This window comes from Pseudomonas sp. JV449, assembly GCF_032424295.1.
Classification (GTDB): Bacteria; Pseudomonadota; Gammaproteobacteria; order Pseudomonadales; family Pseudomonadaceae; genus Aquipseudomonas; species Aquipseudomonas marginalis.
The window spans coordinates 164,278-186,670 of record NZ_VYKD01000014.1 but is presented as its reverse complement, the minus strand read 5'-3'; the positions used below and the strand labels follow the sequence as shown (position 1 = coordinate 186,670).

12 protein-coding genes are annotated in these 22,393 nt (G+C 62.0%); 6 read left to right on the top strand and 6 right to left on the bottom strand.

Annotation, left to right across the window (positions count from 1 at the left end; translation table 11 throughout):
- Positions 1 to 148: 148 nt before the first annotated feature.
- The 3 genes from F6S08_RS13430 to F6S08_RS13420 are packed head-to-tail and all read left to right on the top strand — an operon-like array spanning position 149 to position 5,615.
- Complete coding sequence (locus F6S08_RS13430) at positions 149 to 1,390, top strand: exonuclease SbcCD subunit D C-terminal domain-containing protein (protein WP_315871712.1); 1,242 nt, start codon at positions 149 to 151, stop codon at positions 1,388 to 1,390.
- Entirely contained in the window at positions 1,387 to 5,025 is a 3,639-nt protein-coding gene (locus F6S08_RS13425) for an AAA family ATPase (protein ID WP_315871711.1), read from the top strand. Before F6S08_RS13430 ends, F6S08_RS13425 begins: the two co-directional genes overlap by 4 nt.
- The gene (locus F6S08_RS13420) at positions 5,022 to 5,615 is read left to right on the top strand and encodes a glutathione S-transferase (protein ID WP_065927982.1); all 594 of its coding nucleotides are present in this window, start codon (positions 5,022 to 5,024) and stop codon (positions 5,613 to 5,615) included. Before F6S08_RS13425 ends, F6S08_RS13420 begins: the two co-directional genes overlap by 4 nt.
- Here F6S08_RS13420 and F6S08_RS13415 read toward each other — a convergent pair.
- The 4 genes from F6S08_RS13415 to F6S08_RS13400 all read right to left on the bottom strand — a co-directional run bounded on the left by F6S08_RS13415 (position 5,612) and on the right by F6S08_RS13400 (position 7,697).
- Entirely contained in the window at positions 5,612 to 5,737 is a 126-nt protein-coding gene (locus tag F6S08_RS13415; RefSeq protein WP_256097795.1) for a hypothetical protein, read from the bottom strand. The two genes, F6S08_RS13420 and F6S08_RS13415, sit on opposite strands and share 4 nt — an antisense overlap.
- A 171-nt stretch (positions 5,738 to 5,908) precedes the next feature.
- Positions 5,909 to 6,088 carry a hypothetical protein gene (locus F6S08_RS13410; protein WP_016980181.1) on the bottom strand — a complete coding sequence of 60 codons (180 nt, stop codon included), beginning with the start codon at positions 6,086 to 6,088 and terminating at the stop codon, positions 5,909 to 5,911.
- A 156-nt stretch (positions 6,089 to 6,244) separates the two neighbouring features.
- Positions 6,245 to 7,420: a lactonase family protein gene (locus F6S08_RS13405; RefSeq protein WP_065927981.1), complete on the bottom strand. Its 1,176-nt coding sequence runs from the start codon at positions 7,418 to 7,420 to the stop codon at positions 6,245 to 6,247.
- Positions 7,407 to 7,697, bottom strand: a complete 291-nt coding sequence (locus F6S08_RS13400) for a DUF5629 family protein (RefSeq protein WP_074848180.1) — start codon at positions 7,695 to 7,697, stop codon at positions 7,407 to 7,409. Before F6S08_RS13400 ends, F6S08_RS13405 begins: the two co-directional genes overlap by 14 nt.
- A gap of 153 nt (positions 7,698 to 7,850) precedes the next feature.
- On the opposite strand from F6S08_RS13400, the gene F6S08_RS13395 reads away from it, so the two are divergent.
- Together F6S08_RS13395 and F6S08_RS13390 are read left to right on the top strand one after the other, a co-directional pair.
- On the top strand, positions 7,851 to 12,728 hold the full coding sequence (locus F6S08_RS13395; RefSeq protein ID WP_315871710.1) for a dermonecrotic toxin domain-containing protein: 4,878 nt from the start codon (positions 7,851 to 7,853) through the stop codon (positions 12,726 to 12,728).
- Positions 12,729 to 12,772: 44 nt separating this feature from the next.
- Complete coding sequence (locus tag F6S08_RS13390) at positions 12,773 to 17,443, top strand: dermonecrotic toxin domain-containing protein (RefSeq protein WP_315871709.1); 4,671 nt, start codon at positions 12,773 to 12,775, stop codon at positions 17,441 to 17,443.
- Positions 17,444 to 17,497: 54 nt separating this feature from the next.
- Here the strand turns inward: F6S08_RS13390 and F6S08_RS13385 are convergent, their stop codons facing one another.
- The gene (locus F6S08_RS13385) at positions 17,498 to 19,873 is read right to left on the bottom strand and encodes an efflux RND transporter permease subunit (RefSeq protein WP_027608582.1); all 2,376 of its coding nucleotides are present in this window, start codon (positions 19,871 to 19,873) and stop codon (positions 17,498 to 17,500) included.
- A gap of 15 nt (positions 19,874 to 19,888) precedes the next feature.
- Complete coding sequence (locus tag F6S08_RS13380) at positions 19,889 to 20,917, bottom strand: WD40/YVTN/BNR-like repeat-containing protein (RefSeq protein WP_174562745.1); 1,029 nt, start codon at positions 20,915 to 20,917, stop codon at positions 19,889 to 19,891.
- A gap of 298 nt (positions 20,918 to 21,215) precedes the next feature.
- On the opposite strand from F6S08_RS13380, the gene F6S08_RS13375 reads away from it, so the two are divergent.
- A complete protein-coding gene (locus F6S08_RS13375; protein WP_315871708.1) occupies positions 21,216 to 22,331 on the top strand; it encodes a Gfo/Idh/MocA family oxidoreductase in 1,116 nt (371 codons plus the stop codon).
- Positions 22,332 to 22,393: the final 62 nt, after the last annotated feature.

The following is a 22,393-nucleotide window of genomic DNA, read 5'->3' as shown; positions in this document are numbered from 1 at the left end:
CAGGTGGGACCTGTTTTGAGTGCATGTTCATCAGCGGTCAGTTCCAAGCGCGCCTGGTAACAGGGTATTTACAGGTAAACTCTCCAGCTTTATCGCCCTGCTTTGTTTTCGGCGGCCATTCATCCTCTTTTCCTCTACGGAGTTCGCCTTGCGTCTGTTCCACACCTCCGACTGGCACCTGGGCCAAAACCTCCACGGCCAGGAACGCGACTTCGAACACGCCTGCTTCCTCGAGTGGCTGCTGCGCCAGATCGCGGCCCAGCAACCCGATGTGCTGTTGATCGCCGGCGATATCTTCGACACCGTCAACCCGCCGCTCAAGGCCCAGGAGCGCCTGTACGATTTCATCATCAGCGCCCACGAACAAAACCCCAAGCTGACCATTGTGATGATCGCCGGCAACCACGACTCCGGCTCGCGCATCGAACTGCCCGCGCCGTTGATGCGGCGCCTGCGCACCCATGCGCTGGGCCGCGTGCTGTGGCTGGACGACGGCCAGCTGGACGCCGAACGCCTGCTGATTCCCCTGCCGGATGCCAAGGGCAAGGTCGCCGCGTGGTGCCTGGCGCTGCCGTTCCTGCGCCCGGCGGAAGTCACCGGTGCCCACCTGGGTGATGACTACCTGCAGGGTATCGGCCAGGTACATGAATGGCTGATCGCCGCCGCCAACGCCAAACGCAAAAAAGGCCAGGCGCTGATTGCCATCAGCCATGCGCACATGGCCGGTGGTTCGGTGTCGGAAGACTCCGAGCGCAGCCTGATCATCGGCAACGCCGAGGCGCTGCCGGCCACACTGTTCGACAAAAGTGTCGGCTATGTTGCCCTCGGGCATTTGCACAAGCCGCAAAAGGTCAATGGCGAGGAGCGCATTCGCTACAGCGGCTCACCGATTCCACTGTCGTTTTCCGAAATCGGCTACAAGCACCAGATTCTCGATGTGACGTTCCAAGGCCAATGCCTGGCGAGTGTCGAACCGCTGCTGATTCCCCGCTCGGTCGACCTGCAACGCCTGGAAGCCGCGCCGCTGGCGGATATTCTTAAACAGCTGGCAGAGCTGCCCGATATCGACCTGCTCGCCGAAACCCAGCGCCATCCCTGGCTGGAAGTGCGCGTACGCCTCGACGAACCGCAACCGGACCTGCGCCAGCAAATCGAAACCGCCCTGCAAGGCAAGGCCGTGCGCCTGGTGCGCATCGCCGCCGAATACGCCGGCCAAGGCCGCCGCGACGACAGCAACGAAGACGCACTGATCGAACTCGACCAGCTCACGCCCCAGGAATTGTTCAGCCGTGCCTGGCAGGACAGCTACGGCAGTGAAGTGGATGAACAGACCTTGAAGGATTTCGCCGTGCTGCTCCAGGAAGTGCAACAGGCAGGTGAACAGCCATGAAGATTCTTGCCATCCGCCTGAAAAACCTCGCCTCCCTGGCCGGGCCGTTCGAGATCGACTTTACTGCCGAGCCCCTGGCCAGTGCCGGGCTGTTCGCGATTACCGGGCCGACCGGCGCCGGTAAAAGCACCCTGCTCGATGCCCTGTGCCTGGCGCTGTTTGGCGCCGTGCCACGCCTGGGCGATACCGGCCAGGCCAAGATGCCGGATGCCGACAGCGATATTTCCATCGGCGATCCACGCACCCTGATCCGGCGTGGCACCGGTGGCGGCTACGCCGAAGTGGACTTTGTCGGTGTCAGCGGCCGTCGCTACCGGGCGCGCTGGGAAGCCAATCGCGCCCGCGACAAGGCCAGCGGCAAATTGCAGAACAGTCGGCAGAGCCTGATCGACCTGGACAGCGACCAACTGCTGGCCAGCCAGAAGACCGAATACAAAACCCAGCTGGAACTGGCCCTGGGCCTGAACTTCGAGCAGTTCACCCGCGCGGTGTTGCTGGCGCAAAGCGAGTTCAGCGCCTTCCTCAAGGCCAACGACAATGAGCGCAGCGAACTGCTGGAAAAGCTCACCGACACCGCGCTGTACACCCAGCTCGGCCGCCGCGCATTCGACAAGGCCAAGGAGGCCAAGGATACGCACAAACACCTGCAGGACCAGGCTACCGGCGTAGTGCCCCTGGCCCCTGAAGCGCGCGCCGAACTGGACCAGCAATTCGACGCGGCCCAGCAGCAGCTCAAGACCCAGCAGGCGCAGCTCAAGCAGTTGGAGTTGCAGCACACCTGGCTCAAGGAACTGCGCGAATGGCAGGACCGCCAGCGCAGTGCCACCGAGCAGCTCCAGCGCGCACAGGCCGATTGGGACAGCCAGGATGCACAGCGCCAAGACCTGAGCCGCCTGGACCAATTGGCGCCGCAGCGGCATCAGTTTGCGCGCCAGGCAGAACTCGACACCTTGCTCACACCGCTGGCTACGCAGATTCAGGCGCACATCGAGCAACAGGCCGAATTGCATACCCGCCAGGCGCAGGCCCAACAGCAGCAGGCATCCGCCCAGGCGGCACTGGCCGAAGCGCTCAAGGCCCAGGGCGATGCGGTGCCGTTGCTGCGCCAGGCCTTTGAAGCACAAAACACCCTTGCCCACCTGACCAGAGACCTGGCCAAGCGCAACGAGGAAAAACAGCAACACGAAGCCGCCTGTGCCGAAGGCCAGACGCTGCTCAAGGGTTTGCAGGACAAACACGCCCACGTTGCCGAGCGCTTGCAACGCCTGGCCGCCGAACTTGAACGCAGCAGCGCCCTCGCCCCGCTCAGCGATGCCTGGAACGCCTACCGCGATCGCTTGCAACAGTTGATGCTGATCGGAAATCGCCTGAAAAAAGGCCAGGCCGAACTGCCACAACTTGAACAGCGTGCGACCAGCGCCGCAGAAAAATTTGCCCAGCAACGCGAAGCCCTCGACCTGCTGTATCAAGAAGCCGGCGCCGAACCCCATGCCGTGGCCGAACAGGTGCAACTGCTGGCCAGCCTGTTGCAGGACAATCGCAAGCAGCAGCGCGCCTTCGAAGACCTGTCACGCCTGTGGGACAGCCAGCAGCAACTGGAGCAGCAAGCCGTTGCCCTCACGCAAAAGCTCGCCGATGCCGCCCAGCAACGCGACCAACTGAACCAGACCGGCCTGCAAACCAAGGCCGAGCTGGCCGTGGCTGAACAGACCCTGACGGTGACCAAGCAACTCTTGGAGCGCCAGCGCCTGGCCCGCAGCGCCAGCGTCGAGGAATTGCGCGAACAATTGCAGGACGGCCAGCCCTGCCCGGTGTGCGGCAGCCATGAACACCCGTACCACCAGCCCGAAGCCCTGCTGCAGAGCCTCGGGCGCCACGACGACAACGAAGAGGCCACGGCGCAGAAAGCGGTCGATACCCTCAAGGAAAAACTCACCGAACTGCGCGGTGAAGTCGGCGGCCTGATCGCCCAGCAGAAAGAATTCCTGCAACAACAGGAACACCTGGTCACCCAACAGCAGGCGCTCCAGCCCAGCCTGGACGCACACCCACTGGCGGCCTCGCTGTTCAATCAGGACGCAGCCAAACGCAGCCATTGGTTGGCCCAGCAACTCAGCCAACTGACCCAAAGCATCACCCAGGACGAACAGCGCCAGGCCGCCCTGCTCAACCTGCAGCAAAACGCCGGGCGCTTGCAGCAACAACTGCAAGCCGCTCAGGACAGTAGCCAGCAGACCCGCCAATTAATGCTGGATCAACAGCGCGAGCTGTCCAACGACCGCGAGCGCCTCGACGAAGAACTCAACGCCTTCGCCAACCTGCTCCCCGCCGACACCCTGGAAGGCTTGCGCAGCGACCCGGCCGCGACCTTTATGCAGTTGGACCAGCAGGTCAGCCAACGCCTTGAACAACTGGGCCATCAGAAGGATGAGCTGGCCGAGCAGCAGGAACGCCAGCAGGCCATCGAGAAAGAGCACACGCACCAGCAGCATCGCCAACAGCAGCTCGAGGCCCTGAACCAGCAATTTACCGAGCTGGCCGCGCAGCAACAGGCCGCCCAGGAAAAACTCGGGGCCTTGCTGGGCGAGCACGCCAGCGCCGAACACTGGCAACAACAACTGGAACAGGCCGTGGTGCAGGCACGCCAGAGCGAGACGGACGCCAACCAGCAGTTGCAGGACATCTGCAACCAACTGATCCAGCTGGCCGCCGACCTCAATGCCCGGCAGGAGCGCCGGCAATCCCTTGAAGCCGAGCAGCAGGCCCTCCAGACCCGCACCCACGAATGGCGCGCCCTGCACCCAGAGCTGGATGACGAGGGCCTGGCGCGTCTGCTGGCGTTCGATGACACACACATCGCCACGCTGCGCGAGCATCTGCACAGCAGCGAAAAAGCCGTCGAGCAAGCCAAGGTATTGCTGCAGGAACGCGAACAACGCCTCGCCGAACACCAGGCCCTGCACAACGGCAACCTGGACGCCGAACAACTCGACGGCGCCCTGGCTGCGCTCAATCAACACTTGGCCGACGGCGAAAAACACTGCGCCGAACTGCGCGCGCGCCAGTCCGAAGACCAGCGTCGCCAGGACGCCAACAGTGCCCTGGCCGAACAGATCGCCAAGGCCTATGACGAGTGGCAACGCTGGGCACGCCTGAACGCACTGATCGGCTCGGCCACCGGCGATACCTTCCGCAAGATTGCCCAGGCCTACAACCTCGACCTGCTGGTGCACCACGCCAACGTGCAACTGCGCCAACTGGTGCGCCGCTACCGTCTCAAGCGCGGCGGCAGCATGTTGGGCCTGCTGGTGATGGACACGGAAATGGGCGATGAACTGCGCTCGGTGCATTCGTTGTCCGGCGGCGAGACGTTCCTGGTGTCCCTGGCCTTGGCCCTGGGCCTGGCGTCGATGGCGTCCAGCACCTTGAAGATCGAATCGCTGTTTATCGACGAAGGCTTTGGCAGCCTCGACCCCGAGTCCCTGCAATTGGCCATGGACGCCCTCGACGGCTTGCAGGCCCAGGGGCGCAAGGTGGCGGTGATCTCCCACGTGCAGGAAATGCACGAACGCATCCCGGTGCAGATCCAGGTCAAGCGCCAGGGCAATGGCCTGAGCACCCTGGAGGTCAAGTGAGCGAGGCGCTGCTGTATTCGTTCCGGCGCTGCCCCTATGCGATGCGCGCACGCCTGGCGCTGCGCTACTCGGGGGTGGCGGTGCGGATTGTCGAGGTGAGCCTCAAGGCCAAGCCGGCGGAGATGCTGGCACTGTCGCCCAAGGGCACGGTGCCGGTGCTGGTGGTGGATGGCGTGGTGATCGACGAGAGCCTGGCGATCATGCAATGGGCCTTGGCCCGGCATGATCCGGATAACTGGTTATTGCAGGGGGATCCAGCGGTACTTGAGCTGATCGCCGAGAACGATTCAACCTTTAAACATCACTTGAATCGATACAAGTACCCCGAGCGCTATCCCGAGCAGCCGGTGGAACACTATCGAGCCGAAGGCGAGGTGTTCTTGCAGAAGCTCGAGGGGTTGCTGGCCCAGCGCGCCTATCTGCTGGCCGACCACCCTGGCCTGGCGGACATGGCGCTTGCGCCGTTTATACGGCAGTTTGCCCACGTGGACCGCGAATGGTTTGCCGGTACGCCGTACAAAGCGTTGCAACGCTGGTTGGAAGAATTCCTGCAATCGCCACTGTTTATCGGCGTGATGGCGAAGGCTTAGCCTTCGATCAGACTCAACAACCGCTCGCGAGCGATCTCCGGTTCGCCGTCCGTCAACTGCACGGATGACAGGATCGGGGTGGAATAAAGGGCGAGGATAAGTGCGGCGAGTCGAAGTGCCATGCTGTCGATTCCATGAAAGAGCGCGTCAATATTTAAGCGTCAATTTAAACACATGGCAATGCGCCATTACCTCATTTTTTTCTTCGACAGCTGCACAAACGCCAAACCACTCGAACGCGCGTTTACGTTCCAGTGGTTTGGCGTCTGCTTGTGTGCAGGGTCAATCAGCGCTCATTGCTGGGTCTTGTGATCCAGGGCGGCGTAGAAGTTGGCGCTCTGTTGCAGGTATTTCTGGGTGTAGGCGCTGGTGCTGGATTTTTTGCCGCTGACTTCCACGCTGGCGGCGGCAGGCAGGGCCACGGTGGCGGAAACGGCGGAGGCGGCGATGATGGAGAAGAGATTCAAGTTCATGTCGGTAACCCTTATGTTCGTTCGGTTGGGTGGCCGGGGAAGGCCTTGGAACCCAACTTACGCCCGAGGGTTGAACCTTAGAAATGCTTTGAAACAGTAGCCGCTATTAATACAATTAATACTAAGGGTCAGGCCCCGCATGGCGGGGCCTGTGGCTTATTGACGCACCAGGAACTTGAGGTCGCTGGGCGCATCGATCGGCAATTTCTGCACGGTTTTACCCAGCAGGCCGGTCTTGGGGTCACGTTCGACCACCACGATTTCGTTACTCTTCTGGTTGGCGATCAGCAGGAACTTGCCGCTCGGGTCCAGGCTGAACTCTCGCGGGTGATCGCCTTCCACCGAGCGCTGCTGCACCTGCTTGAGGTGCGCAGTGGCCGGGTCGATGCTGAACACCAGGATCTGATTGGCCGTGCCACGATTGCTCACGTAGAGGAACTTGCCATCGCTTGACGCGTGCAGCGCCGCGCCGGCTTTGTCCGACACCGGCTGCCCCGGCGCATAGTCCAGCAACTGGGTCTGTGTGAGCGTACCGTCGTGGTAATCGAACACCGCGACCTGGGCGCTCATCTCGGTGGTCAGCCAGGCATGCTTGCCATCTGCGCTGAACAGCAAGTGACGCGGGCCGCTGCCTGGAGGCAATTGCACCGAGGCCGGGTTGGCCGGGGTCAACGGCAGTTCGTGGTTGGCCTTGGGGTCATAACGGTAGGCAAACACCTTGTCGGCACCCAAGTCCTGCACAAACACGTACTTGCCATCCGGCGACGACACCACCGAGTGCACATGGTTGGACGCCTGGCGCTCGGGGTTCACGCGGCTGGCGGGGTGCCCGCTCAACTGCACGGGCGCAGACAGCTTGCCGGTGGCGTCCACCGGCAGGATCGCCAGGCTGCCGCCCGGATCTTGCAGCACCGAATAGTTGGCGACGAACAGGTAGCGCCCATCAGCGGCGACGCTGGAGTGGGTGGGCTCGTTGCCCAGGCTCTGGACCTGGTTGATCAAGGTCAACTGGTGGCTCTGCGGGTCAATGCTGTAACTGCTCACACGCCCCACTGCGTCTTTCTGCCCTGGGCCGTTTTCGTTGACCACAAACAGGTGTTTCTGATCCTTCGAGACCGTCAGCCACGATGGGTTGGCTGCCTTGGCCGCCAGTACCGGCGCGCCCTGGAATTGGCCGGTGCGGCTGTCGAACTGCACGCGGTAAATGCCTTCGCTGGTACCGGCGGTGTAGCTGCCGACCAACAGCTCGTAGGTGTCAGCCGGTGCGGCGTGTACCGACATCGCACCGACACTGCCGGCCATCAGCAGCGGCCAGAATTTACGCATCATCATCGGCTGGGTCCTCATCGTTATTGTTGCCGGTGAACGCGCTCATGCAGATCAGGCGGTGCTCGCCCGACTCACCGGTCAGGGTCCAACTTTGCAAGGGCTCGTCGAAGGTGGCGGCCTGCACCTGCGCCGTGCTGAAGCTCCAGCGTTTTTCGGCACGGCCGTCCATGGCGGTGATCAGCAGCTTTTCATCAGCGAGCTGGAAGTCGAAGGCGTGCAGCCCGTCGATTTCAAGCATATCGCTGGCTTCAAGGACGGTTTTCAGGTTGTCGGCAGTCATCAGGATCATTCATCAGTTCATAAAGACGCTGATGATAGGCCAATCTCGCGCGCGTTTCCCCTCTTGCGGTAATCGACTACCACCTTTCCCCGCCAACCAGTCGCCATGCTTGGGCCGATACGACACTTCTTCAGCCACGGAATGGAATCTGCTATGCCAACTACGCCCCCCCCGCTGCCGCCCACACCCCCGACCTTTACCCAACACAGCGACGCCCCGGCCCAGGCGGTCAGCCGTCAGTTCGCCTCGCGCCCGAGCCTGAGAGCGGTGTTCGGGCAAATGCTGCAAAAAGCGATCAAAGAGCAATACCCGCCGCTGGACCTTGACGTGCAGCTTACCCGGCTAGCGGTCCCTAACCTGGTCGGGGGCTGGGACCTTAAGCGCTTGCTGGATGTGGCGCTCGATTACGTGGGCAGCGGTACGCTGTTAGACACGGACACGGTCATCGACGGGCGCCGCTGCTTCCTGACCAACCGAGCGCCCCATCCCCTGACCTATGAGGCCGAAGCGATCAGAGAGCCGGATTTGCAACTGATCAAGGCAAAAATCCTCGACCTGACACCCACCCTGATGACGGTATTCCAGGACGCTCTGACAGATTACTGGAACCAGCCGGGCGATACCGGCCCTATCCGCTGGCAATGGCTGGGCGACCTGTTGGCCACAGGCTTGAGCAGCACCGCCAGCCTGTTACCGACCCAATACCAGCAACAACAAACAGCCCTGCACCACTTGACCGCTTACCCGGACCAAAGAACGCGCCCGACGCCGGTGCAAGGCGGGGTGCATGCCTATTGCCTGGAAACGAGCATCGTCCAGGGCAGCCACACCGCCAACATCATGGAACCCGAATTGCTGGTGGTGCAGGCACAAAACGTCATGCTGTACCGCAGCAACGGCACATTGGAGTTCCATGATTCCCTTGAAGCCTTCACCCAGGCGCGGGGGCGGGACCTGTCGCGCCAGGTGCTGGCCGACAGCGTGACCATCAAACGTTATGAGCCCGACGGCAATAGCTTCGACACCCTCGCGGCCTTGCTGCTTAACCAACAACTGGAAGCGCTCGGCACCGTCGTGCTGCCGGCCAGCGACGGCCTGAACGCCTTGGAACAGCGCATTGCCGACACCACAGACCCCACGCCCTGGTTCATCCAGGCCCCGGCGCCGAGCCCGACCTTTGAGCACACCCTCCAGGCGAACCTTCCCGTGTGGCTGCAAACAGCGACACCCGGTGATCGTTTTGCCTACCGCCAACAGCTGGCTGAATTGGCACGCGTACACCGGCAAACAGCGGGGGCTTCGTTTCTGGATGGCGTCGAGAACCTGCATGACTTCACGCGCAATACCTTGCTCGAACAGATCCACGCCGATCATCCCGAGGTCACGACGATTGATCCGGACGACCTTGAATTGACCTTCCATGTACCCGTCGGCGACCTGGGCAGCGGCTACCTCACGCCCGTGTCCATGAGCCTGACGCAATTGGCGATCAAGAACCTGGCGGCCGCGCCCCAGGGAAGCCTGACCCTGCGCTCCAAATCCGGCGCGACGATACCGGCCTGGATGAACGCCGACTACCTGCTGGGAGAAAAAGGCCTGTTCACCAGCACCCAGGGGCTGATCGCTCGCACCAATATCGGCGAACGCTACCCCACCACCCTCAGGGCCCTGTTGTTGGGCAACGACAGTGAAGCCCAACGCCGTGAAGCGTTGTTCGACCAAGCATTGCGCGTGCGCCTGCCACTGCAGGCCCTGGAGCACAAGATACGGGGCGAGCATGGCATGACCTGGCAAGGCTACCGTTATGTGCAGGCGTTGATGCAGCGCAGCGCCGCGGACCGGGTGGTCGACGACCTGAGCATTGTGATTCACGCCCTGGCCTTCCACCGCACACCGCATTCCAAGCCGGATGTGGTCAACAACATGTTCATTATCGAGGCGTCGGACCGTCAGGTCGGTCCGCATATCCTCTACCGGCCGCTGTATCCGGACTCGCTACGCCAGTTTGCGAGCCGTGACGCGCTGTTGGGCGCCATTGCTGAGCCTGGCCCCCTGCAAGACAGTGTGCTCAGTTGGCTACCCGACCACGCCCGGCCGATCTACAGCAACAATGGCTTTGTCAGCCCGCATATCATCCGTTTTGGCCAGGGCGACGACACCGTGCAATGGCCGGCACCGGCACCCGCGCAGTTGGCGGACGATAGCAACGGGGATGCAGTGCTGGGGTCTCTCGCCCAGTCGTTGGCCGCTGGCAACCTGACCCAATACCTGTACGGCAGCAACGCGCGGGCGCTGGTCGACCTGGCCGACCGTGACGCCGTGTCCAACGCCGAAAGCCGCTGGGCGATTTTGCTGGAGGGTGGCTGGCTGCTGTTCAACGCACTATTGCTGCCGTTGCTGCGCGGCCCCGCCATGGTCGCGGGCTGGATGGTACAACTGGCCGTCAGCCTGCAACATGACCTGGAGGCCTTGCACGGCGATGACCCGGTCGCACGCGAACTGGCCTGGGTCGATGTCCTGCTCAATATCGGCCTGTTACTGATACACAGGGCGTCGGCGCAACATCCATCAATCGAGCCCGCTTTCACCCCAGCCAAACCGCCCGTGTCCAAGGCCTTGAGTACCTTGCTGCGACGACCTCCCACGCCGTCTGCACACGTTGCGCCAAAGATTGAACAAGGCCCGGTTGGCCTGCCGTCCGAGCCGCCTGCGAGTGATCGTACCGAGGTGGACTTCATCCACTCCACCGCGCGTGACGGTTCCCGACGCCGTCTGTTCAACGCGTTGCTCGAGCACCACGTAGCCTGGCCGGTGCCCGCTCCCTCTCCGGTCGAGTTGGGTGCCTTCAAAGGGTTGTACCGCATTGGTCAGCAGTGGCATGCCTCGGTAGCCGGCCTGCTGTTCCAGGTCAGCATCGTTCCCGACGCAGGCGAAGTGTTCATCGTCAATCCACAAAAAAACCTGCACCCAGGCTTTAAGCTCAGCTACGACGGGCAAGGACGCTGGGCCTTGGACCTGGGTCTCAAACTGCGTGGAGGGGGGCCGAAAAACCGACTCAAGGCCAAGTTGGCGCAAATTGAACAGCAACGTGCAGAGGCGTGGCTGAAGGTCACTCGCCTGGAAAGCCAAATCCTTGAACAAATTGACCAAACCGCCCATTTGTTCGACACCGTGACGGCAACCAAGAAACAATTTGAAGTGCGCGACCGCGAGTTGGCCCATGCAATGCAACGCCTGCGCCTGTCCCCTAATGACCCGTCAGCCGTCAGCGCCCACGCCGTTGAGGCGCGTAACAGGACCCGGGCTCGCTTGCACTTTCTCGTGGCCTATGAAAAGTACGCCCCGGTCACCGAGCAGTTACAGCAAAATCGCCGCGCGATAATCGACGCCTACGCGCAGGTCAAGGCGGCCGATGGCAAGTTCGATTATGAGTCCAGTTGCCTGGAACAGTACCAAACCCTGCTGGCGGCGCAGGAGGTGGATGTCAGCTTCCTGGCGTCACTGCACACCGCCACGTTTGTGTCTGATCGGGGCGAGCTGATGAACGACCTGTTGCGGATGGAGCGCGACGAGCCGGCCAATCAGCGGTTGCTCGATATGACTGAAATGCACTTTGCCACCTCCGAGCGCCATGCCGAGTCCCTGATTGCTATCGACATGACGTTGGAAGAGATGGCGAACCGCCTCAAGACCGGGCCGGCAGAGCGCCTGAAGTTCCTCAATGCCATGCCCCATCGGCGCTTCTACAACCGCCTCTGTGCCATTGTCGAGCCGCTCGACCTGCTGGCGGCGTTGAGCATTGATGAGCTGAGGGAGCCAGCCACCGCCCAGGAAGAATACTTTATGGCGCGGCTGGAGACCTTGCACTTCCCTCAGGTCTCCGTAGAGCACTCGTACATCGACCTGTTGACCACCCAAGGCTTCACCTCTGCCGAGCGCAAAGAGGTGTTGGTGAATGTGATCGAGCATTACAGCCGGCGCCTCCAGGCCTACCGCATGCTGATGGAACTGGACTCGACACTGCTGCGTCCGCGCTATATGCCGCTGTTGATCGAGCGCCTGGAAACCCTGCGCGCCGCAGCCGAGACAGACTTGGCGGATGTACTTCGCGAGGATGAATTCCTGCCTGCCCAGTTCGTGCGTTTCAAACCAGCGCAACTGCCATCCCCGACCAAGCGCGTGTTCCGGTCGCGGGACAAAGGAACACTGGTGGGCAACCTGCTGCCCCCCGACGCCGAGATGCCCTTTCCAACCATTGTGGTCAAAAACCCGCTGACCGACGAAATCAGCGCGCGGTTCATGGAGCATCCCCATGAAGGCTGGGTGGAAATCGTCGACGCACCGCCGCAGCGCCCGGCACCCGTGCCACGCCAGCGAGCCCTGGCGACCCTGCGTACGGAAGCTCAGCGGCTGATCGATCAAATCACCGCCCTGGAAAAATCCATCGAGTTTCAGAAACGCAAACTGGCCGACCCGCAGCGCCGTGACGACGTCAACCCACAAGACTGGAATGACATGTTCGGCCACCAAGCCAGGAAAATCGAGGCGATTGCCGATGAAATCCAGGCCCATCACCTGGATAAGCCTGATGTCCCCCAGGCCCTGGAGCGCCTGCGCATGCGTGCAACGGACCTGCGCCGTCAGGGTGAGCAACACTGCATAGAAGGCTACAAGGCCCAGCGTCCGCGCCAGGAAAACATTGATTACCTGCGTCGCCATGCCGCCGTGGATATCGGCCTGGTGCATGGCCCGCAGCGCACTGCCGCGAATGACTATGTCTCGGAGTTTGCCATTCGCGAAAGGAACCGCGTCGACGTGCTGTGGTACGCGCATTTTCACTACAGCAGCGCCGACAGCCCGCGCGGCGACTACACCGCCGCCCACCTCAAACGCCCGGAACACCGGTTCACCACCTTCAAGGACCTGATCGCCAAGGCAGGCCCGGACAGCCACGTGATCGTCAATGACCTCTACAGCCCCATCAACCGGCCGCTGGACCAACAACTGTTCCTCCTCCTGATACCTGAATAAGCCCCGCGTCGGGCTGACCGCCCATAAAAAGGATTTTTATGTCGATGCACGCAACACCCACTACTCATGCGCTGACCGCCCAGGCCGTCAGTGCCCAATTTGCCAGTCGCCCCTCCCTGGAGGCGGTGATCCAACCCTTACTCGGCGCAGCCATTGCCGAAACATACCCCGACTTGATCATCGACCTGTCGCGCACACGCCTGGCAACCCCCACCGGGAAAGGTGGCTGGACCCTGGCCCCCTTGATGACGGTTATCCAGCGCTACCTGGCCGAAGGTGGACCACTGGACTTCAACGAAGTCGACCATCTGCCCTACTACCTGTCGGATGTCCCGCCCAAGCGCCTCAAGCTACCCGGCACCGAGACGCCTGGGCCGGACATGAAAGTCATTGAGGCGCTGATCAAGACGCTGCCGCCCACCCTGCCCATTGCCCTGCAAGACGCATTGGCCGAGTACTGGAATGCCCCGTCAGACACAACAGTCAGCCGCTGGCGCTGGCTCAGCGACATGCTCAGGAGCACCTTGCGCGCCAGCACCCTGCGCCAGCCGGAACTGGACGAGGCCGCCTGGCAAACCCTGGACCAACTCATCACCACCCCGGACCGTGCACAACGCCTGGCCAAACACGGCGACCACAGCGTGCTCGCCTATGGGCTTGAGACCACGCTGAGCAGAAATGGCCAGGCCGATCGCCAACTGACCGAACACATGGTGCTGACCCGCGCCATCAACGGCGTGGCGCCAGCCCTTTTGTGTGCGCCAAACGGGCAAGTCGAATCCTTTGCCTCAATGGACGCGCTCTTGCAGGCCTGGGGCGAGCGCCTGGCGGCGCACTACCAGGCCAGCACGATTACCTGTAATCGTTACGAACCCGAAGGCTCCATCTTCGACCACCAGGCGTCGATGATTCTGAACCAGCAACTGACGCGCCTGGGCGCCCTGCAACTGCCACTCGGCCAAGACCTGCAGACGCTGCACACGCTGTACCTGGAAATCACCGACCCAGGGCTGTGCTTTCTCGACGCCCTGCAAGCCCCTGCGCAAACACTCGCCAGCGTGCGTGCGCAGCTACCGCAGAATCTGCGTGGCGCCAGCCCCGCCGACCGTGCCCGCTACCGCCATTACACCTTGGCCCTGGCGGGCCTGAAACAACGCGCACAGGACCCGGCCCTTGCCACCGACATTGAAGATATCCAACGTTTTACCGTTGCGGCCCTACAACGCGAAATGGGCCGTGAAACAGCCGTCGGCAACGGTCCAGACCAGATCCCGACACAGGGGCTTAACCCGGATGATGTGCAGCTGACGTTCGTGGTTGCCGCCGGTTACCCGGGTGGTGCCGGGATTGTCGAGCACGTGCGCATGAGCCTCACGGAGCTGGCCATCAGAAACCTGAGTGGTCGTCCCAGCGGCGAGTTCACCCTCGCCCATCGCCAGGGCACCCCCTTACCGGCGTGGCTGACACCGGCCTACGTTATCGCCCTGGTTGAGCGAGTGGATATCGGCCAGCATTACCCCCATTACCTCAAGGACCAGTTGCTCAGCGATACGGCCAAGGCCCGCGCCCAGGAAACGCTGTTCGCTGAACACCTGTCGGTACAACTGCCGCTATTGGCGCTGGAGTTGAGCCTCAAGCGCGAAGCCGGTGTGACGCCCGTGGGCGCACGCATGGTCGAGTGCCTGATGCAGGCCACCAGCAGCGAGCAGCAACTCGACGGCCGTGCAGTGGTGATTCGTCATCTGGCGCTGCTGCACAGCCCCGCCGCTCAGCCGGACGTGGTGAGCAACATGTACATCATTGAGTTCCAGGACGTCAGCAACGGCCCGCACCTGCTGTTTCGCCCGCTCTATGCCCAACCGTTGCACGAGTACGCCAGCCACGCCGACCTGCTGGCCGCGATCGCCGCACCTGGCGACATGCAAGCCAGCATCCTGACCTGGCTGCCCGACAACACCAGGCCGATCTACGACAACGGAGGTTTTCACGAACCCCATTACCTGCGGTTCGGCCAGGGCGATGAGTTCGCCCCCAGGGAAACGCCGCCGCCGGCGACCCTGGCACTCGATGGTATCAACGAAGAATTGCAGCAGTGCCTGGTCACGGGCAGCCTGATGCAGTACCTGTTCAGCGATAACGCCCGCGCCTTGGTACAACAGGCTGACCGAGCCTCCGTGTCCAACAGTGAAAGTCGCTGGCAGACCTTGCGCGAAGGCAGCGGCTTGCTGTTCTTCAGTGTTATACAACCCGTGCTGCGCGGCCCGGCAATGCTGATGGGGTGGTTGCTGGCCATCACGACCAGCCTGACGCAAGACATCCAGGCGCTCGGCAGCCAGAACCCCAAGGTCCGTGAACAGGGCAGCATCGACCTGTTGCTGAACGTCGCGCTGTTGCTGCTGGACTTCCCGGCAACGCCCATCACACGGCGCCCGCTGCCGTTGGCGGTCACACCGCCCGCCTCCGCCACCGCGCTGCCACGGCGCAGCGCCGAACAATGGCCGGTGCCTGCGCCGGCCCAGATTCGCCAAGGCACCGTCGCCCTGCCCGGCGAGCTGCCGCAGGGCAACCACACCGCCCTGGATTTCAGCTTTGCCCAGGCCCACCAGCGCCTCACCCACAGCCAGCGCATGCGCTTGCAAACCTTCAGGGTCACACCACCTGCCACGTTGCCGCAGCCGGTGCTCAACGGTCCGCGCAAGGGGCTGTACTTGATCGGCACCACCTGGCATGCACGGGTTGACGGTGAGCTGTTTCAAGTCAGCCTGGGGCACGACGCCAGCGTGGTGATTGTGGATCCCGCCGACCCTGATCGCAGCGGCCCTTACCTAAGGACGCAGACGCCCGGCACGTGGACGATCGATACCCGCCTGCGCCTGCGCGGTGGCATGCCCCTGGGCCGCATTGCCGCCGAACGCCAACGTAAAGCGATGCGTATCAGCCAATTGCAAACCGAGTATGAGCAATTTCTCAAAGGCCAGGCGTCGCTGCAGAGCTCCGCCGATGAAGCTCAAGCGGCCATGGACAAAGCCGACAAGGACCCGACGATCGGAGAAACCCAACGGGCCCGGATCCGAAAACAATTTGACAGCGCGCTGCACAGCCAGACAGCGGAATTTCAGAAGATCCTGGACAGCGCCAAGGAACGGGGCGAACTGGGCATCGCATTACCGCTTACACCGCTCGAACGCATCCTGGAAAATACCGTCAAAAATACGCGCAAGCATGTGGTCGTGGCAGAAAATGACCGGCAAGCCCTCTATCGCGCCAATCAACGCTTTACCCGCGAAGGCCCGGCGTTGTACCTGGCGGTGCTTGGTGAGCCGGCGAGCTACCGGCAGTTTCTCCAGCGGCTGCTGGAGATCAATGAACGCAGCATTCATTGGCTGGAGCTCAAGGACCGCTCCCTGGAACAGCTGTTTGAGCTGAGCCCTGCCGGCGCCGAGAGTGCGACTGGATTGACGGCCGACCGGTCGAACGAAATCAGCGCCCTGGCAGTCAAGGACCTGCACATTCGCTGCTTGAAGCGTTTGATTGTCAAAGACGTTGAACATCCTCTGTTCAATGCCTTGAACACCATCGTCGATCCCTTGCAGGAGCATGTACGCACCCACAGCGAACTCAACAGCCTTGAACTGCCGGGCAGTGACCGCCTGAATGTACTGGAGAGCCTGGTGGAACACTATGGCAGTGCCCTCGACGCCTTGCAGGGCCTTGGCATCCTCGATGCCGAAGTCCTCGACCACACCTACAGCAGCAAACTGTTCACGCTGGTCGAGGCGCTCTACCAGGACGCCAGCCAGCGCCTGGCCAGCGAAATCAAACCGGCGGCACAAGCGCCCAAGCGCTTGCCAAAACGCCCGATGAGCAGCCACGGCGCTGCGCCTAAGCGCGTGATCAAGACCCGCCGCAAAGGCACATTCATCGGTGAACTCAAGCCCATCGGCAACGTGGATATCGTCGAAGTTCGCGCCGAGGGCAGCGACCAGTTGCTGGGGATGTATTCACAAAGCGGTGATGAATGGGTTGAATTCGTCCAGGCGCCGGCCCCACAACCGCCGGCGCCGACCCGTAGCCTGAGCGTAGTAAAGGGCCAGGCACGCAAACTCCTGGCCATGCTTCAGGACCACTTGAACCGGGGGGAGGCCTATCGAAAAATCTCCAGGCACCCGCAGGAAGTGCAGGAAATTTTGCAGTATGAAGCCGTGCGCTATGACACCTTGGCTACAGAGCTGCACCGTGCCATCGAAGCCCAACCCGAGGCTAGCAGGAGCGCCGCCGACCAAGCGCTGGTGGTGCAACTGCGCGAGGCCTACTCGCGGTTGAACAGCCAAGGCCAGGCGTTACGTTTGCAACTGTGCCTGCAACTGCCGCCCACCCATGCCAACCTCGAATACCTCATCGACCAGCAACAGGCGAACGTTGCGTTGCTGGGCAAACGTATTCAGTTGGGTGGCCCACGCCGTGACTTCATCCAGGAGTACGCGATCAACGACGCGAAAGGCTTTACGCTGTGGTACGCGCACTTTCACTACCCCGGCGCGAATACGCCCAAGGCCGATTACACGGCCGCCCATTTGAAAACCCGTGAGCAACGCCGCGAGAGCTATTACAGCCTGCTGGCCAAGGCGCAAAGTCCCCAGGCCATCGTCAATGTGCATCGAGGCTTGATCGGCAAACAGCTGGCTGAACGCTGGTTCCTGTCCTTCGAGTCGTGAGACCGGCAATAGCCTGTGGCGGCGGCACTTACGCGTTCGCCACAGGCTGCAGGCTCAGTGGGCGAACAGCGAATTACCCTTCTGCCCCGCCAGCTTCTCAGGCTTGATCAGGAACCGCGCCAGCGCCGGCAACAGCCATAGCGCACCGAACATGTTCCACAACAGCATGAAGGTCAGCATCAGGCCCATGTCGGCCTGGAACTTGATGGCCGAAAAAATCCAGGTGCACACACCGATGGCCAGGCACAGGCCGGTAAACAGCACCGCTTTGCCGGTGGACTTGAGCGTCTGGTAATAGGCTTCCTGCAACGGCAACCCCGCACGCAGGAAGCTCTCCAGGCGGCTGTAGATGTAGATGCCGTAGTCCACGCCGATCCCCACGCCCAACGCCACCACCGGCAAGGTCGCGACCTTGACGCCGATACCCATGAACGCCATCAGCGCGTTACCCAGCACCGAGGTCAGCACCAGCGGCAGCACGATGCACAGGGTCGCGGCCCAGGAGCGGAAAGTGATCATGCACATGGTCGCCACACACAGGTACACCAGGATCAGGATGGTCAGCTCGGACTCCTTGATCACCTCGTTGGTGGCCGCTTCGATCCCGGCATTACCGGCGGCGAGGATGAATTCCAGGCCGTCCTTGTTGTTCTCCTTGGCGAAGTCCTGCACCGCATGCACGGCGCGGTCGAGGGTTTCGGCCTTGTGGTCGTTGAGGAACACCAGCACCGGTGCCAGGGAGCAATTGTTGTTATACAGGCCGTCAGCGCGAGCGATGGAGTTGTTCAGCACATCCGGGTTGCGCGACAGGGTTTCCCATTTCAGGTTGCCCTCGTTCATGCCCTTGATCATCTGCTTGGACACGGTCACCAACGAGATCGCCGACTGCACCCCCTCGGTGTTCTGCATCTTCCACATCAACTGGTCGATGGGCGCCATGGCTTCATAGCGCGAGCAGCCTTCGGCCTTGGTCTTGACCATCACCACCAGCACGTCGGAGCTGGTGGAGTAGTTGCTGATGATGAAGTTGTTGTCCTTGTTGTAGCGCGAATCCGGGCGCAGCTCCGGCGCGCCCTGGTCGAGGTCGCCGATCTTCAGGTTCTGGCTGTACCAGAGGCCGCCGCCAAAGGCGACCAGCGCGAGCAGGACCGAGACCGGCGCGACTTTGGGGCTGGCGAATTTCGACAGCAGGCGCCAGAACGGATGTTCGCGGTGCGCGTCTTTCTTGCTCCGGGCGATGGCACGCTTGCTGATACCCGCATAGGAAATCGCCACCGGCAGCAGGATCAGGTTGGTGAACACGATCACCGCCACGCCGATGGACGCGCCGATGGCCAGTTCGCGGATCACGCCGATATCGATGATCAGCAGCGTGATAAAGCCCACGGCATCCGCCAGGATCGCGATCATCCCCGGCAGGAACAGTTGCCGGAAGGTGCGCCGCGCGGCCGTCAAGGCGTTGTCCGCCTCGCTGGATTGCAGGGCGATACCGTTGATCTTCTGCACACCGTGGGAAATCCCGATGGCGAAGATCAGGAACGGCACCAGCATCGAGTACGGGTCCAGCCCGAAGCCGAAGAAGTGCATCAGGCCGAGTTGCCAGACCACCGCCACCAGTGTGGTGCTCAACACGGCGATGGTGCTGCGCAGGCAGTTGGTGAACCACAGCAATAGAACCAGGGTGATGACGAAGGCAACGCCGAAGAACAGCACCACCATCACCAGGCCGTCGATCAGGTCGCCGACCTTCTTGGCGAAGCCGACGATGTGGATCTTGACGTTGGGGTTCTGGGCTTCGAACTTGTCGCGGATCTTGTCTTCGAGTTCATGGGAGAACTTGCGGTAATCCAGGGCCAGCAGCTTGCCCTGGTCCTGCGGGTCCGGGTAGGACTCCAGCAGCGGGATGTCGACGATACTCGACTTGAAATCGTTGGCCACCAGCCGTCCGACCTGGCCGGACTTAAGCACGTTGTTGCGCAGTTGATCGAGGCTTTGCGTCGAGCCGTTGTAGCTCTGCGGGATCACTTCACCGCCGGCGAAGCCTTCTTCGGTGACTTCGGTCCAGCGTACGCTGGGGCTCCACAGCGACTTGAGGCCCGAGCGGTCGACGCCGGAGATGTAGAACACCTCGTCGTTGATCTGCCTTAGGGTCTCCATGTATTCCTTGGTGAAGATGTCACCGTCCTTGGCCTCCACCGAGATACGCACCGTGTTGCCCAGGTTGGCCAGGTCGTTGCGGTGTTCCATCATCTTTTCGATGAAGGGGTGCTTGAGGGGGATCATCTTTTCAAAGCTGGTGGACGGGCGAATCAACGTCGCCTGCCAGAACAGGAAAATGCTCACCAGCAGGCAGATCACGATGACTGCCGGGCGGTTATTGAAGATCAGGCGCTCAAGAAAGGTCGCTTTATCGTTGTGATGACTGCTCATGCGTTCCCCGCCTTCTTATTGTTTTGTCGGTTCGGCGCCAGTGGGTGTGGCGACGCGAACACCACCCTGCCCGACCAGAATCAAGTTGCCGTTGCCTGCCGCCGTGACGGCCGACAATGAAATACGGTCGGGGCGATTGAACACGCTGAAGGTCTGGCCGTCGTCATGGCTGACCACCACGCTGCCGCCGTTGCCGACCACCACCAGCGAACCGTCTTCGAGCAAGGTGGCCCCCGACAAGCCGAACTCCAGGGCGCCGCGTGCGGCATTGAGTTCGACTTGTTCCCAGGTGCTGCCGAAATCCGTGGAGCGGTAAAGATTGCCGCGCAAGCCGTAGGCCAGCAGGGTTTGGGGTTGTGCGGTGCTGATCACGCCAAACAGCGAGCCCTCGTAGGGGCCTTCGAGTTTTTCCCAGGTCTGACCGTCGTCGCTGGAGCGGAACATGCTGCCCTGCTCGCCGACGATAAACAGGCCGGCGTCCTTGATCCGGGCGATGGCGTTGAGGTGAAACTGGTCTTCATTGTCGAGGCGGTCACTGACGTCTTCCCAGGTCTTGCCGCCGTCGGTGGTTTCGATCAGCGCCCCATAGGCGCCCACGGCCAGGCCGTGGTGGGCATCGTTGAACCACACATCGAGCAACGGCGCTTCACGCTTGAGGTCTTGATACTGCTGGGTCCAGGTGGCACCGCCGTCGGTGCTGGCGAGGATTTGCGCATCATGGCCCACCGCCCAGCCCTGCTTGTCATCGACGAAATACACCGCCGTGAGCAGTTGCCGGGTGGGGACCTTGGCTTGGGTCCAGGTGCTGCCCTGGTCATCGGAATAGAGGATGTGCCCACGATCACCGACCGCCACCAGGCGCTTGCCGGCATGGACGACATCGATCATCAGGCCTTTGGCGGCCTTGGGGGATTCAATCGCAAAAGAGGTATCGCTGGCGGCCTGGACGACGGTCGGCAACGCGACAGTCCCAAACAGCGAGAGCGCTGCGGCCAGCAACGCAACCCTGCGTGCGGCGCGTGGGCGGCAAACAACCCAACCCATGACAGGCTCACTCATAGACCTTTCTCCCATTTATTATTGTTAGGTCGTCTCGCCTTCCCGGGCCCTGAAACCTGCAATCTAGAGCGCCTGGAGGAAGCAGGGGCCATCCTATCGGGCTTTCGAATCGTCTGACAATCGGTGCTACGTTATCTTTTGTTAACTGACGGCGTTTGGCCATGCCTGAATAGGCGGGTATTAGCCAGGCTGATTAATGAATTTTTATTCCATCTATTGAAATATGGGAATTTTTATTCCATTAATAGCCTTCCTGAAAACAATAATCCAAAGGACCACGGCTATGCGTGAACTCGGAATCGGCTTGATCGGCACAGGCTTCATGGGCCGCGCCCATGCACTGGCCTTCAACAATGCCCGGGCGGTATTTGAACTGCCGGTACACCTCAAGCTGGCCGCCCTGGCCGATGCCGACACCGAACGCGCCCAGCGCTGTGCCACGGCCTGGGGGTTTGCCCAGGCCCACGGCGACTGGCAGGCGCTGATCGACGACCCCGCCGTGGATGTGGTGGCCATCACCACGCCGAACCACCTGCACTTTCCCATGGCGATGGCGGCCATTGCAGCGGGCAAGGCGGTGTACTGCGAAAAACCCCTGGCGGTCAGCCTGGAGCAGGCCGATGCCATGCGCCAGGCCGCCCGCGAAGCCGGGGTGGTGACGCGGGTCGGCTACAACTACCAGCACAACCCGATGATCGGCCTGGCGCGGCAATTGATTGCCGAGGGTGACCTCGGCGACATCATCAGCTTCCAGGGCGAGTTCAGCGAAGACTTCATGGCCGACCCGGCGTCACCGTGGTCGTGGCGCTGTGAAGTGGAGCATGCCGGTGGCGCCCTGGCGGACCTGGGCAGCCACTTGCTGTCGATGGCGCGTTACCTGGTGGGCGATGTGACCACCGTGTGTGCCGACACCCAGACCGTCCACGCCCAACGCCCGGCCGTCAAAGGCAGCGCCGAGCAGAAAGCCATCGCCGTGGATGACCAGGTGCACGCCCTGCTGCGCTTCGCCAACGGCGCGCGCGGCACGGTGAGCAGCAGTTGGCTCAAGCACGGTTACAAGAACCACCTGAGTTTCGAGATCAGCGGCACCAAGGGCACGTTGGCGTTCGATCAGGAGCGCTTGAATGAACTGCGCCTGTGCCGTGTCGGCCAGGACGGTTTCCAGCGTTTGCTGGCCGGCCCTGCCCTGCCCGGCTACGCAGCGTTCAGCCCGGCGGCGGGGCATCAGTTGGGCTACAACGAGCTGAAGACCCTGGAGGTGCAGGAGTTGATCATGGCGCTGGCCGGCCAGGGCGCGGATGGCACCGACTTTGACGCGGCGTGGGAGGTGGAACGGCTGGCGACGGCGATTCGTGTGGCGGCCCGTGAAGAACGCTGGGTCAACCTAAACTCGCTCTGAAGCGCAATGCAAAACCCTTGTGGGAGGGGCAAGCCCCCCTCCCGACTTTCAGATCACCTGCA

Coding starts and splice junctions, on each gene's coding strand:
- F6S08_RS13425 (WP_315871711.1), top strand. CDS start 1,387: ATGAAGATTCTTGCCATCCGCCTGAAAAACCTCGCCTCCCTGGCCGGG.
- F6S08_RS13415 (WP_256097795.1), bottom strand. CDS start 5,737: ATGGCACTTCGACTCGCCGCACTTATCCTCGCCCTTTATTCCACCCCG.
- F6S08_RS13410 (WP_016980181.1), bottom strand. CDS start 6,088: ATGAACTTGAATCTCTTCTCCATCATCGCCGCCTCCGCCGTTTCCGCC.
- F6S08_RS13405 (WP_065927981.1), bottom strand. CDS start 7,420: ATGATGATGCGTAAATTCTGGCCGCTGCTGATGGCCGGCAGTGTCGGT.
- F6S08_RS13400 (WP_074848180.1), bottom strand. CDS start 7,697: ATGACTGCCGACAACCTGAAAACCGTCCTTGAAGCCAGCGATATGCTT.
- F6S08_RS13395 (WP_315871710.1), top strand. CDS start 7,851: ATGCCAACTACGCCCCCCCCGCTGCCGCCCACACCCCCGACCTTTACC.
- F6S08_RS13390 (WP_315871709.1), top strand. CDS start 12,773: ATGCACGCAACACCCACTACTCATGCGCTGACCGCCCAGGCCGTCAGT.
- F6S08_RS13385 (WP_027608582.1), bottom strand. CDS start 19,873: ATGAGCAGTCATCACAACGATAAAGCGACCTTTCTTGAGCGCCTGATC.
- F6S08_RS13380 (WP_174562745.1), bottom strand. CDS start 20,917: ATGGGTTGGGTTGTTTGCCGCCCACGCGCCGCACGCAGGGTTGCGTTG.
- F6S08_RS13375 (WP_315871708.1), top strand. CDS start 21,216: ATGCGTGAACTCGGAATCGGCTTGATCGGCACAGGCTTCATGGGCCGC.